A 13617-nucleotide genomic window follows, 5' to 3' on the forward strand; every position below is an offset into this window, starting at 1 on the left:
CAATGAAACGATTAATCCTGCTCGCGACGACCGCCGTCGTCCTTGCCAGCGGCGCCAATGCCGCCGAACGCACCAAATTCGAATTCTGGTATGGACTCACCGGCGACCTGGGCGAAGTGGTGGCCAAGCACTGCCAGTTGTTCAACCAGTCACAGGACAAGTACGAGGCCGTCTGCACCGGGCAGGGTGGCTACGACAAGGCCGAGCAGAACACGATCGCGGCGTATCGCTCCAAGCAGCATCCGACGATCGTCCAGATCTATGATGCCGGCACGGTGAACTTCATGCTTTCGGGCGCCATCTATCCGGCGACCAAGTTCGCCAATGACTACAAGCTCGATATCGACTGGAAGTCCTATTTCCCAGGCATCGCCAACTACTACGCCACCTCCACCGGCGAGATGTGGTCGTTCCCCTACAATTCCTCGACCGCCGTGTTCTACTGGAACAAGGAAGCCTTCGCGAAGATCGGCAAGACCGAGGCGCCGAAGACCTGGGCCGAGTTCGGCGAAGACCTGAAGGCCATGAAGGCCGCCGGCGTGCCCTGCGGCTTTGCCTTTGACTTCGATTCCTGGATGGACCTGGAGCAGTTCTCTGCGACCAACTCCATTCCGGTGGCCACGCTGGACAACGGCTATGGCGGCCTCGGTGCTGAACTTGCCTTCAACAAGACCGCTTTCGTCGACCACATGAAGGACTTCAAGTCCTGGCTCGACGCCGGCTACGCCAAGATCCAGACCAAGCAGATGGGCAAGGACGTCGTCCAGGCATTCGCCGACGGCACCTGCGCTGCGACCATCACGTCGATCGCCAACCATGGCACCGTGCACAACACCCAGGCCAAGGACTTGAAGTGGGACGTTGCCATGATGCCCGTGATCGACGCCGCCAAGCGCACCAACTCGATGGTGGGCGGCGCTTCGCTATGGGTCATGGAAGGCAAGTCGCCGGCTGAATACGAGGCTGCCGCTGCCTTTCTGAAATATGTCACGGCCCCGGACACCGGCGAGAAGTACATCGCTGAAAACACCGGCTACATCCCAGTCACGACCAAGGGCTATGAGCTCTTGAAGGCCGACGGCTTCTACAAGGACCCGAAGCGCGTCAACCGCGACATCGCGATCGCTTCGCTGACTGCCTCGGAGGTCACGCCGCTGTCTCGCGGCATCCGCCTTGGCAACTTCACCTCGATCCGCGCCGAGCTGCGCTCCGAACTGGAAGCCGCCTTCACCGGCCAGAAGGACATGCAGGCAGCCATCGATTCGGTCGTCGAACGCGGCAACCAGATCCTGCGCCGCTACGAGCAGACCTACAAGGGCGTCGCGCTGCCATAAGCAGAACGACCTATCCCCGGGCGCCGCAACTTTGTCGCGGCGCCCTTTTCATAAACATGACAGGCAAGGAGCATCCGCGTGGAAAAGCGTGCGACCTTCTCCAATCTGTGGCTGGCGGCGGCCTTCATTGCCCCGCAGATGCTTCTGATCTTCGTCTTCTTCTACTGGCCCTCGGGTGAAGCCCTCTATTGGGCCGTGACATTGGAGCCGCCTTTCGGCGGCGGCAACCAGTGGGTTGGCCTGCAGAACTTCATGACCGTGTTCGAGGATCCGAAATACTGGAACTCGGTGCGCGTCTCGTTGACTTTCGCCTTTTCCGCGACCGTGCTTTCTCTTGCCATTGCTGCGCTGCTTGCGCTTTTCGTCGACCGTCGACTGCCCGGTCATCAGGTCTACAAGTTCACTTTCTTCCTGCCCTATGCATTGGCGGCCCCCGCGGTCGGCCTGGCGTTTCGCTTCATCTTTTCGCCGGATGCCGGCTTCGTATCGGTCATCAACCAGGCGTTCCCGGGTCTCTGGAACCCGGCACTCAACGGCTATGACGCATTTACCCTCATCGTTCTGGCGCAAAGCTGGAAGATGGTCGGTTACAACTTCATCTTCTTCCTGGCGGCCCTGCAGTCGATCCCGCGCACGATCTCGGAAGCCGGGGCCATGGACGGGGCCAGCGTGCTCAGGCGCATGTGGGACATCCAATTGCCGTTGATCACGCCCACGCTGTTCTTCCTCATCGTGATCAACATCACCGACAGCTTCGTCGACAGTTTCGGCATCGTCGATATCACCACGTCAGGCGGACCGGCGCGGGCGACCGAACTGATGGTCTACAAGATCTATACCGACGGCTTCCAAGGCAAGGACTACTCGCTCGCTGCCGCCCAATCGATCGTGCTGATGGTGCTCGTCATCGCGTTGACCTTCATCCAGTTCCGCTTCGTCGAGCGGCGCGTCCATTACCGTTGAGGGGAGGTCAGGCCGTGATCGAACGCACTCCTGTTCTCGACTTCGTCACCCACGCGCTGCTCATCGTCAGCCTCGTGGCGCTGCTGATCCCGTTCTGGATCATCTTCGTGGCGGCGAGCCATGACTTCCATACCGTAAACCAGGTGCCCATGCCGCTTTGGCCCGGCAGCCATTTCTTCGAGAACATGGCGACGGCATGGGAACGCGGCAATTTCGATCGGGTGATGCTGAACTCGATCATCGTGGCCGGCGGCGTCACCATCGGCAAGATCGTGATCGCGGCACTTTCGGCATTCTCGATCGTCTACTTTCGCTACAAGCTGCGGATGGTGATGTTCTGGCTGATCTTCATCACCCTGATGCTCCCGCTGGAAGTGCGTATCGTGCCGACCTATGCGGTGGCCGCCGATGCGCTGAGACCGTTCAAGGAGATATTCGGACTGTTCGGGATCTCCGTCGGCCTGCCGGAATGGAACCTGCTCAATTCCTATTCGGGCTTGATCCTGCCGCTGATCGCCACTGCCACGGGCACCTTCCTCTATCGGCAGTTCTTTCTCACTGTTCCCGACGAACTGACCGAAGCTGCCAAGATGGACGGCTCGGGACCGGTCCGCTTCTTCCTCGAAGTGCTGATGCCGCTGTCCAAGACCAATATGGCGGCACTCGCCACCATCATGTTCGTGTGGTCGTGGAACCAGTATCTGTGGCCGCTCCTGGTGGTCACAGACCAGCAGAACTTCGCCACCGCCACCATGCAGCTTCAGAAGATCGTGCCGGGGCCTGTATTCGGCGAACCGCCGATCTGGAACGTTGCCATGGCGGCAAACCTCATCGTGCTGACGCCACCGGTGCTGGTCACGATCTTCCTGCAGCGCTGGTTCGTGCGCGGCCTCATCTCCACCGAAAAATAAGGGACGATATCCCATGGCCGAAATCACTCTGCGCGATGTGCGCAAGTCCTACGCCAAGAACGAGGTCGTGCACGGCGTGAACCTCGACGTTTCCAGCGGCGAACTGATCGTCATCCTCGGCCCCTCAGGCTGTGGAAAGTCCACGCTGCTGCGCATGGTGGCCGGGCTGGAGTCGATCACCTCCGGTGAGGTCGCAATCGCTGGGCGTGTGGTCAACAGACTGGAGCCGCGCGAACGCGGCTGCGCCATGGTGTTTCAGAATTATGCGCTTTATCCCCATATGTCGGTGGCGAAAAACATCGGCTATTCGCTGAAGATAGCCGGACTCTCGAAGGCGGAGCGCACCGAGCGCGTCAGCAAGGTGGCTGCAACGCTCGGGCTCACCGAATATCTCGAACGCAAACCGGCCCAGCTTTCCGGCGGTCAGCGGCAGCGCGTGGCCATGGGCCGTGCCATGATCCGCGAGCCGAAGGTGTTTCTGTATGACGAGCCGTTGTCCAACCTGGATGCGACGCTGCGGGTGGCCATGCGTGTCGAAATCCGCAAGCTGCACCAGCGGCTCGGAGCGACCACGCTCTTCGTCACGCATGATCAGGTCGAGGCGATGACCCTGGCTGACCGCATTGTCGTCATGAACAAGGGTGGGATTGAGCAGGTCGGCACGCCGAGCGAGGTCTACGGCAGGCCGGAAACCACCTATGTCGCCAATTTCATCGGTTCGCCCGGGCTCAACCTGCTGAAGGGCGCCGCCCATCCGGACGAGGGCGTCATCAAGCTGCCGGACGGCCAGCAGCTTGCCTATGACCGTAGCCAATGGCCGGAGATCGGCCACGGCCCGGTGATTGCCGGCTTCCGTGCGGAAGCGGTGAAATTCGGTTCTGGTCCGCTTTCCGCGCGCTTCGACTTTGCCGAGGAACTCGGCATCGCCAAATTGCTGCATGGCTCGTTTGGCGGACAGGCGATGATCGTGCACGTCGCAACGCGTGCCGATCTGCAGCCGGGCCAGCCATTCTTCTTCTCGGTCGATCCGGGCGACATCCAGCTGTTCGACGCTGATAGCGGGCGGCGGCTGGAGGAGGTGAGGGCGCCTGTGGCGACAGCGAAACAGACGACGCCGGTGCAGGTCACCGCCTGACGGCGGGGATGCCTTCTTCGGCTTACTTGCGGTTTACGAGATATCGCTAGGCTTGCTCGTGTCCGATTCGTGAGGGAAGACCGTGAGCAAGATCGTCACTTCATTCGCACTGGTTGCAGTTTTCTCCACCTTGCTTATGGCCTTGAGCCTTGCGGTGGCGCAGCATGGCTATCCGTTCGGTGCCATCGGTGTGAAGCGGCTGGACGACATAGCGGATGCCTCGACGTTCCTGCCGCTCGCCGGTCTCTATTTCTTTTCGGCCATGCTGATGATGGTGCTGCCGTTGCGTGCGGCAAGCATCGTTCTGCTCAATGCAGCCGACATCATCGTTTGGGCAGTGGTCGTGCTGTTCGCCAGCATCGTCGGCTCGCTTGCGGCGCGCTGGGCCTTCGGCCAGAGCAGCGCGGTGTGGGCCTTGTGGAACTGGCGGTTCCTCTTCGTCGCTGCTGTCGTCGGTTGCCACCTCGTCATGAACGAGCTGAGGCGGAACGTCCTGTTGCGCAGTCTGTTCCTGGTTGTCTTCGCCGCTGTAACGCTCGCCTGCCTGTTCTGGTCGTTCGCGCTTTAGCACAGGGGACAGAAGGGTCGCTGCCGCAGAAGCCTCAGTGCGAGAGACCGCGCGTAAGCTGGACGCGATCGGCCTCACGAAGGCAAGCGGCGCAGCATTTTGCTCGCCAGAGTGACCAGCCCGATGCCGATGAGGCCGGCTGCCGCCTTGATTGCCATATCCTCGACACGACCATGGCGGCCGGGATCAATCAGCTGCAGCGTTTCCAGCATGGCAGCAACGCCGATCACAAGGAAAGCCATGCGCATGGTATGGCGGGGAAAGCTCAGCGCAAGTGCGACACCGAGGAGCAGATAGGCAGCCGCACGTTCCAGATTGGCGTCGCCGAGATGCGGTCTCAGGCCGATCGGCGAGAGGGTCGCAAAGACGATGATCGCCAGAAGGAAGATCGAAGCAAGGCGGGAAACAAGAATCATCCAATGTAGCGAAAGAGCCGTTGCGAGTTGGTGGAAGGTACTGCTGGAAGCAGTTTGTCAGAGCAGGCGCTGGCAGACGACCCCATTATCTTCCAGCTTGTCAGATGGGCAACCATGAAACCATGGCCGTATTTGGGTAAGGTTCCTGGAACGAATACCGTCCCTTTAGTCGCACGTCACGCGCACGCGGCCATCCGCCTGCCTGGCTTCTCCACAGGCGATGGGCGCGGAACTCTGCGATGCCGCCTGGCCGTTTTGGCGCGGTGCCGTCGCCACGCGCGCAGGCCGGCGCTGCTTCTTTCGCTGCACGACCGGTTGCTGCTGCACGATCGGCTCGACTGTCGGCCGGGTTGGGAAAACCTGTGTGCCGCTTTCGACCGGCGGCGTCTGCACGGATGGTTCATCGCGCAACCAGGCGCGGCGCATGTCCATGGAAGGCGGAATGACGACGGTTCCGTCGTCCGTTCGAGCGCACCCGCCCGCTGCCATTGGCAGGCAGAACATCAGTCCGAGAAAATATGGCCGCATTCTTATCATTCCAAGGATTTTGATTACCCGCATGGCGCACATCCCGCAACCCTCCGGACGAGTGGGAAACGGGTAGCGCCGAAACCGGTTGCGAATTGTTAAGGTTAATCGCCCGTTAAGCCTTCTGGGGCAGATTTAGCCCCGGCTTGGGGGAAGGCCGTGACGGGCTTTTGGGGGCGATCCGAATGACTATCGCAGACGACACGATCGGGGTGGCTGAGCCGTCGGCGATGAACGGGCATGGCATGGCCGGCCCGGTGCGGCCCGCTCCTTCTCGAGACATGTTGCAGCAATCGACGGAAGCCGAGTCGGACTGGCTTTGGGAAACCGACGCGGAACTGCGCTTTTCGTGGCTTTCCGACAGCTATCGACGAGTGACCGGCGCGAACCCGGAAACCGTGCTTGGGCATTTCCGCTTCGATTTCCTCGATCAAGTGCAGAGGGGAAGCCGGATTGCCGCTGAACATCTCGAAAATCTTCAAGCGCGCCGCCCTTTCCGCGATTTCGTCTACCAGCCGAAAGATGGCGGGCCGGGTTTCCGGTGGATTTCGACTTCAGGCTTTCCCTGCTTCGATCAGGACGGCCGCTTCACGGGCTACCGCGGTGTTGCACGGAATATAACCGCCATGGTCGAGTCGCTGGACGAACTGCGAGAGCACGGGGCGGCTGCCGAGCTGCATCCGGATCATCGCGATCTCCAGTCCGACCTGAAACTGACGATCGATTCCATGACCATGGGCGTCATCATCCTCGATGCCGCGATGGACGCCGAGATCATCAACCGCGCTTTTTACGATATCTGGAACGTGACCCCGGAACAGGTTTCGGTCGGCTGCCCGTTCAGGGCATTGATGGACGTCAATCGCTATAATGGCGTCTACGACATCGCCGACGAGCATTGGGAAGAGTATGTCGCCTCGCGCATTGCCGAGATAAGGGCAGGCGATGTGGCCCCGCGGGAATTCCGGCGCGCCGACGGCCACACCATGATCTATTCCGTGACGAAGCTTTCCGGCGGCAAGCGGCTGATCTCCTATGTCGACGTGTCGGAGGTCAAAAAGCGCGAGGCGGAAGCCGAGGAAGCACGACGTTATCTGGCGAATGTGCTGGAATCGCTCCCGGCCGGTGTGCTGATCTACGACCGCGACGATCGGTTCGTGTTTGCCAACAGGAAGCTCCTGGATTCCCTGCCGGTTCTGCGGCCTGCCTGGCAGACAGGCAAGACGTTCCGGGATTCGCTGGAACTCGGCCATGCCAATGGCTGCTTCCGTCTCAGCGGCGACCCGACAATAGACGAACTTTACGATGCCGATCCCGAGGCTTGGCTGAACGCCATGCTGGCTCGTTGTCGGCTACGCTATTCGAGCTTCGAGCGGCAGAATCCGGACGGACATTGGTTCCAAGCCTTCGATATGCGCGCAGACGACGGCTCCTTCATCGGGGTGCGCGTGGACATCAGCGAGCTGAAAGACCGTGAGCGCGCGCTGGAGCAGTCGATGCGCGAAAACGAAGTCTTTCGCTCGCTGGTCGATAATGTGCCGGTGTCCATCTATGCCAAGCGTTCGGACCTCAAGCTGTTCTACGTCAATGAAGGCTGGTGCGAATTGACCGGCGTCGCCCGCGAGGATGCGATCGGCCGGACAGATGTCGAGATCTTCGGCGACGAAGGCCAGGCATTCGTGGATGGCGACCTGGCTGTGCTGCGCAACGGCAAGACCTATGAAGTCGAAGAAACGATCACCGATGGCGACGGGTCGATGCGCCACCAGTTCGCGCGCAAGAGTGCGATGATCGCGTCGGACGGCTCGCTTTATCTCATCGGATCGACCACAGACATCACCGAACTCAAGGAACGCGAGGCCGAATTGCAGGAGGCCCGGCAGCGCGCCGTACTGGCCGATCGCGCCAAATCGGAATTCCTGGCCAATATGAGCCACGAAATCCGCACGCCGATGAACGGCGTCCTTGGCATGGCCGAACTGTTGGCCAAATCCGATCTCGATCCAAAGCAGAAGACCTTTACCGACATCATCGTGAAGTCGGGCAATGCGTTGCTCACCATCATCAACGATATTCTCGATTTCTCGAAGATCGACGCCGGCCAACTGGTTCTCGATCCGGCGCCGTTCAACCTTGCTGAGGCCATCGAGGATGTCGCCACGCTCGTTTCCACGCGCGCCAAAGAAAAAGATCTGGAATTGATCGTGCGTATACAGCCTGGCTTGGAGGGACTGTTCGTCGGCGATGTCGGGCGCGTGCGCCAGATCGTCACCAATCTCCTCGGCAACGCCGTGAAATTCACCGACGAAGGCCATGTGCTGGTCGACGTCGCAGGCAAGAAGACGCCTGCCGGCACCAGATTTACCATTTCGGTGACCGACACTGGCATCGGCATTCCACAGTCGAAACTTGCGCAGGTCTTCGAGAAGTTCAGCCAAGTCGACACATCTTCGACGCGGCGCCACGAAGGAACTGGTCTTGGATTGGCGATCACGTCGCGCCTCGTCGAACTGATGGGCGGAGAGATCGGCGTGGAAAGCATCGAAGGCAAGGGGTCGACCTTCTGGTTCACGATGCTGCTGCCAGGCGCTGAATGGACCGAAGAGCAACGCGTCATGCCGATCGACGTGACGGGTGCGCGGGTGCTGATTATCGACGACAACGCCGTCAACCGCTCCATTCTCAGCGAACAGATGGCATCATGGTCGTTCGATTCCTGTGCCGCAGTCAGTGGTCCGGAAGGGTTGAAGGTGCTGGCGGCCGCCGCTGCCTACGGCGTGCCGGTCGACTGTGTCGTGCTGGATTATCAAATGCCGGAAATGACCGGTGCAGAAGTCGCGCGGGTCATTCGTGATACCGAGGGGCTGGCGCACACACCCATCATCATGCTGACGTCGGTCGACCAGACTTTGTCCAACGCCAGCTATCGCGATCTCGGTATTGCCGCGCACCTGATTAAACCGGCGCGATCGTCCGTCTTGCTGGAGGCGCTTGTCTCAACCATACAACGTTACCGTGGTGCCCTGGCGCCGACATCGCCCGCCATCACGACCGGGACGCTTAAAATCCAGTCAGCGATGCCCAAGGCCGTATCTGGCGCAGGCATGTTGCAGTCCGCCGTCACGCTGCCGGGTCCGGCGGCGCAGCGGCCCATTGTGGTTGATGGCGAAAGTGCCCTGGATATTCTGGTGGCTGAAGACAATGAAGTGAACCAACTGGTCTTCACCCAGATCCTGAACGACACCGGCTACAGCTTCGAGATCGTCGGCAATGGGCGGCTGGCACTGGAAGCGTCGGCTCGGCTCAAGCCGCGCATGATCCTGATGGACGTGTCGATGCCGGAAATGAACGGTCTGGAAGCGACCGGCGAGATCCGCAAACGCGAAACAGGAGAAGGAACGCATGTCCCGATCGTCGGGGTTACGGCTCATGCCTTGAAGGGAGACCGGGAGCGCTGCCTGGAAGCGGGCATGGACGACTATCTGCCCAAGCCGATCAGTCCGAAAGCCCTGCTTGAAAAGCTCGACCGCTGGCTTGGCGGTAAAATCGTGACCCATCGCAGCGCCGGATAGAAAGCCGGCGTCACGATCGCCGAGAGTTTATAGAAATTACGATAAAAGTGATTTGCCGGCTCGTACTGGAGCCGGCTCATCGCAAACCCATGATTTGCACCCAGAATCCGAGCTTTCGCCAAATCGGACTCGGCAACGCTTTGCCCGCCTGCGCGAAGCGCGTTACCGCGGTGACACGAAACTGTCATGTGACTGTAATAAACGGGCGCTATGGCCTCACGCGGCGCCGCAGGAAAGGCGTCTAGAGACCACCTTCCTAACAGGAGCAGGCCCAATGAAAAAAGCCCTTCTTACCGCGTCGGCTGCTGCCTTCGCGCTCGCTGCATCGGCAGGCTACGCCGCCGCGCGCGACCAGATTCAGGTTGCCGGTTCTTCGACCGTGCTTCCTTATGCCAAGATCGTTGCCGAGCAGTTCGGCGAAACCTTCTCCAACTTCAAGACCCCAGTGGTCGAGTCCGGCGGTTCGGGCGCTGGCATCAAGGAATTCTGCAAGGGCGTCGGCGAAAACACCATCGACATTGCCAACTCCTCGCGTCAGATCAAAAAGGACGAAGTGAAGTCCTGCCAGGACGCCGGCGTGAAGGACATCCAGGAAGTCAAGATCGGCTATGACGGCATCGTCTTCGCAACCGACGTCAAGGGTCCGGATTGGGCGCTGACCCCGGAAGACGTCTACAAGGCACTCGCTGCCAAGGTCGTGGTCGACGGCAAGCTGGTCGACAACCCGAATACCAAGTGGAACCAGGTCAATCCGAAGCTCCCCGATTGGGATATCGCTGCCTACATCCCGGGCGAGAAGCACGGCACCCGTGAGGTCTTCGAAGAGAAGCTGCTGATCGCCGGCTGCAAGAAGCTGGGCGGCGTTGAAGCCGGCAAGGCTGGCGGTCTCGACGACAAGGCTGCAGAAGCTGCCTGCAAGGCCGTGCGCAAGGATGGCAAGGCTGTCGACATCGACGGCGACTACACCGAGACGCTCGCTCGCATCGACAGCAACAAGACCGGCGTTGGCGTGTTCGGCCTCGCTTTCTATGAAAACAACGCCGACAAGCTGAAGGTCGCCACCGTTTCCGGCATCACGCCGTCCACGGAGACCATCGCCAAGGGTGAATATCCGGTCTCGCGTCCGCTGTTCTTCTACGTGAAGAAGGCGCATCTCGGCGTCGTTCCGGGCCTCAAGGAATATGTCGACTTCTTCCTCGACGACCAGATGGTCGGCCCCGAGGGCCCGCTCGCCGAATACGGCCTGGTTGCTGCTCCCGAAGCAGAACGCAAGGCCCAGCGCGAAGCCTTCGATTCCGGCAAGTCGCTGTAATCCTCCCAGGTGTCCGGGGTGCAGGTTTGCCTGCGCCCCGGTCGCCGCTGCCGGTTGCTGCCGGTGGCCCCACGTGACCTTCCAGAGGCCGCTCCATGTCATCCATGCTTGTGCTGGCAATCATTCTCGTCATCGGCATCGTTGCCTTTGTAATCGCAAGACAAAGGGCTGCGTCGCACAATGACGGCAAGGTCAAGCCGCATTCCCGTGCCCATTACCACGGCTGGTGGGCGTTCCTGCTGGGTGTTCTGCCGGCGGTTCTCTTCCTGGCTGTCTGGAGCATCGGCGCTTCGGTCTATCTCAACAGCCATCTGCATTCGCAGATGCCGGCCGACACCGGCGTGGCCAGCGAACCTCTGGCTGTCAGCTTGACCAAGAGCCTGGCAAATGGCCTGCGCAAGCTCGATGCGCAGCAGGTGGCGGCACTGCCGGCAACCTTCGCCGAATTGCAGCCGCTTCTGAACGCGAAAGGCGTCGCGCTTGCGACCGACACGCAGGACTACATGATCCCGATCGCGGCCGAAGCCAACCGGATGACGGATCGGCTTGGCCTGATGGGTGCGATCGCCACGATCGCCCTGGCTCTGGCCGGTGCCTTTTACGGAATTTCACAAGTGCAGCCGCGTGCGCGAGCCCGCAACAATGTCGAAAGGCTGATGCTGTGGGGGCTTCTGGGCGCCTCGACAATCGCCATCCTGACGACCATCGGCATCGTCTTGTCGATGCTGTTCCAGACGCTGAACTTCTTCAACCGGGTGCCGCCGCTGCAATTCTTCTTTGGTACCGTGTGGGACCCCCGCTTCGCCGCAGCTGGCGCGGGTGCATCCGAAGGCCAGTTCGGCCTGATCCCACTGCTTGCCGGCACGCTTTACATCGCCCTTGTCGCATTGCTGGTTGCCGTGCCGATCGGCCTGATGTCGGCGGTCTACATGGCCGAATATGCGGCGCCGAAGGTGCGTGCCGCCGTCAAGCCCGCACTCGAACTGCTGGCCGGCATCCCGACCATCGTTTACGGCATCTTCGCTCTCGTGACGCTCGGGCCTTTCCTGCGCGATCTCAGCGCAGCACTTGCAGGCGGTACTTCCTTCATCCAGGCGCAGTCGATCCTGACCGCCGGCCTGGTGATGGGGGTGATGCTGATCCCGGTGGTGTCTTCATTGTCCGACGACATCATCACGGCGGTGCCGCGTGCCATGCGTGATGGCTCGCTTGGCCTTGGTGCCACGCGTTCCGAGACGATCAAGCGCGTGATCCTGCCCGCGGCTTTGCCGGGCATTGTCGGCGCCATCCTGCTGACGGCTTCGCGCGCCATCGGCGAAACCATGATCGTGGTGTTGGCCGCCGGTGTTGCCGCCAGGTTGACCCTCAATCCGTTCGAAGCCATGACAACCATCACCGTCAAGATCGTCAACCAGCTGACTGGTGACCTTGAGTTCAACTCGCCGCAAACACTTGTCGCCTTCGCGCTTGGCATCACGCTGTTTGCGCTGACGCTGGTGATGAACATCGTTGCGCTCTACATCGTGCGCAAATACCGGGAGCAGTACGAATGACCGACGTCACCATGGATACGGTCGCCACCGCCACGCCTCCCGCGCGCCGCGACATCGGCCTCAAGCGTCGCTACGCCGCCGAACGCCGTTTCCGCCTCTATGGCGTGCTGGCGATCCTGGTCGGCCTGGCCTTCCTGGTCGTCATGCTGCTGTCGATCCTGACCAAGGGCTACACGTCCTTCTGGCAGACGACGGTGTCGTTGCCGATCACCTTTGATGAAAAGGTCATCGATCCGGACAACAAACGGGCGACCGATCCGAACGTTCTGATCACTGCCAATTACCCGGCTCTGGCGCAGAAAGCGCTGGCCGAGAAGCTGGGCATCGATGCGAAAAACAAGCCGATGATGACGAGGCTGAAAGGCTTCTTGTCGGATGGTTCTCGTGTGCAATTGCGCGATGTCGTCGTGTCCGACCCGGCCGTGATCGGCACCACACGCAATGTCGATATCCTCGTCGCCGCCAATCTCGATTCCGCCTTCAAGGGTCAGATCGATCTTTCGGTTCCGGAAGATCGCCGCAAGGTTTCCGACCAGCAGGTCGAATGGATGAACAAGCTCAAGGCCGAAGGTGCGATGGCCGAGCGTTTCAACACCGGCCTGTTCACTTTCGGGGCTTCGAGCCGGCCTGAAACGTCTGGCCTCGGCGTCGCCATCATCGGCTCGTTCTACATGATGGTGATCGTGCTTCTGCTGGCGCTGCCGATCGGCGTTGCCGCCTCGATCTACCTTGAAGAGTTTGCCAAGAAGAGCCGCTTCACCGATCTGATCGAAGTCAACATCAACAATCTGGCAGCGGTGCCGTCGATCGTCTTCGGTCTGCTCGGCCTTGCCGTTTTTGTCAATTTCCTTGGCATGCCACGCTCCGCCTCTTTCGTCGGCGGGCTGGTCTTGACGCTGATGACGCTGCCCACCATCATCATCGCGACACGTGCTGCGCTTGCAGCCGTCCCGCCGTCGATCCGCTCGGCCGCACTCGGCCTGGGCGCCTCGAAGATGCAGATGGTGTTCCAGCACATCCTGCCGCTGGCTGCACCCGGCATCCTGACCGGCACCATCATCGGTCTCGCCCGCGCACTTGGTGAAACGGCACCGCTGCTGTTGATCGGCATGGTGGCTTTCGTGGCCAACTACCCCGCGACCCCCTTCGATCCCGCGACGGCGCTGCCGGTGCAGATCTACATGTGGGCCAATGAAGCCGAACGCGCTTTCGTGGAACGCATGTCCGGCGCAATCATCATCCTTCTGGTCTTCCTGATGGCCATGAACATCACAGCGATCGTGCTCAGGCGCCGCTTCGAACGGCGCTGGTAGAAAGGCAGCCTG

Annotated in this window: 11 protein-coding genes; 9 read left to right on the top strand and 2 right to left on the bottom strand. The window is 60.8% G+C overall.

Features of this window, described 5'->3' with window-relative positions; genetic code table 11:
• Window positions 1-2 precede the first annotated feature (2 nt).
• From L4923_RS05880 to L4923_RS05900, 5 genes are all read left to right on the top strand, one after another.
• Window positions 3-1334: an extracellular solute-binding protein gene (locus L4923_RS05880; protein WP_239362739.1), complete on the top strand. Its 1332-nt coding sequence runs from the start codon at window positions 3-5 to the stop codon at window positions 1332-1334.
• A gap of 78 nt (window positions 1335-1412) precedes the next feature.
• Window positions 1413-2297, top strand: coding sequence for an ABC transporter permease subunit (locus L4923_RS05885; protein ID WP_239362740.1), 885 nt, complete (start codon window positions 1413-1415; stop codon window positions 2295-2297).
• 14 nt (window positions 2298-2311) lie between these two features.
• On the top strand, window positions 2312-3208 hold the full coding sequence (locus L4923_RS05890) for an ABC transporter permease subunit (RefSeq protein ID WP_239362741.1): 897 nt from the start codon (window positions 2312-2314) through the stop codon (window positions 3206-3208).
• A gap of 13 nt (window positions 3209-3221) precedes the next feature.
• Entirely contained in the window at window positions 3222-4343 is a 1122-nt protein-coding gene (ugpC, locus tag L4923_RS05895) for a sn-glycerol-3-phosphate ABC transporter ATP-binding protein UgpC (RefSeq protein ID WP_239362742.1), read from the top strand.
• Window positions 4344-4425: 82 nt separating this feature from the next.
• Window positions 4426-4911 (top strand): hypothetical protein, encoded by a 486-nt coding sequence (locus L4923_RS05900; protein ID WP_239362743.1) that lies wholly within the window; start codon window positions 4426-4428, stop codon window positions 4909-4911.
• 74 nt (window positions 4912-4985) lie between these two features.
• Here L4923_RS05900 and L4923_RS05905 read toward each other — a convergent pair whose 3' ends face one another.
• Together L4923_RS05905 and L4923_RS05910 are read right to left on the bottom strand one after the other, a co-directional pair.
• A complete protein-coding gene (locus tag L4923_RS05905) occupies window positions 4986-5327 on the bottom strand; it encodes a VanZ family protein (protein WP_239362744.1) in 342 nt (113 codons plus the stop codon).
• Window positions 5328-5492: 165 nt separating this feature from the next.
• Entirely contained in the window at window positions 5493-5855 is a 363-nt protein-coding gene (locus L4923_RS05910; RefSeq protein WP_239362745.1) for a hypothetical protein, read from the bottom strand.
• Between the two features lie 185 nt (window positions 5856-6040).
• Between L4923_RS05910 and L4923_RS05915 the strand changes: the two genes are divergently transcribed.
• The 4 genes from L4923_RS05915 (at window position 6041) to pstA (ending at window position 13605) form a co-directional block, all read left to right on the top strand.
• On the top strand, window positions 6041-9427 hold the full coding sequence (locus L4923_RS05915; RefSeq protein ID WP_425530903.1) for a PAS domain-containing hybrid sensor histidine kinase/response regulator: 3387 nt from the start codon (window positions 6041-6043) through the stop codon (window positions 9425-9427).
• 274 nt (window positions 9428-9701) lie between these two features.
• Window positions 9702-10739, top strand: coding sequence for a PstS family phosphate ABC transporter substrate-binding protein (locus L4923_RS05920; RefSeq protein WP_239362747.1), 1038 nt, complete (start codon window positions 9702-9704; stop codon window positions 10737-10739).
• Window positions 10740-10834: 95 nt separating this feature from the next.
• Window positions 10835-12292 carry a phosphate ABC transporter permease subunit PstC gene (gene pstC, locus L4923_RS05925; RefSeq protein ID WP_239362748.1) on the top strand — a complete coding sequence of 486 codons (1458 nt, stop codon included), beginning with the start codon at window positions 10835-10837 and terminating at the stop codon, window positions 12290-12292.
• Complete coding sequence (pstA, locus tag L4923_RS05930) at window positions 12289-13605, top strand: phosphate ABC transporter permease PstA (protein WP_239362749.1); 1317 nt, start codon at window positions 12289-12291, stop codon at window positions 13603-13605. Before pstC ends, pstA begins: the two co-directional genes overlap by 4 nt.
• Window positions 13606-13617 lie beyond the last annotated feature (12 nt).

Origin of the sequence: Terribium retamae, assembly GCF_022347545.1 — a bacterium.
Classification (GTDB): domain Bacteria; phylum Pseudomonadota; class Alphaproteobacteria; order Rhizobiales; family Rhizobiaceae; genus Mesorhizobium; species Mesorhizobium retamae.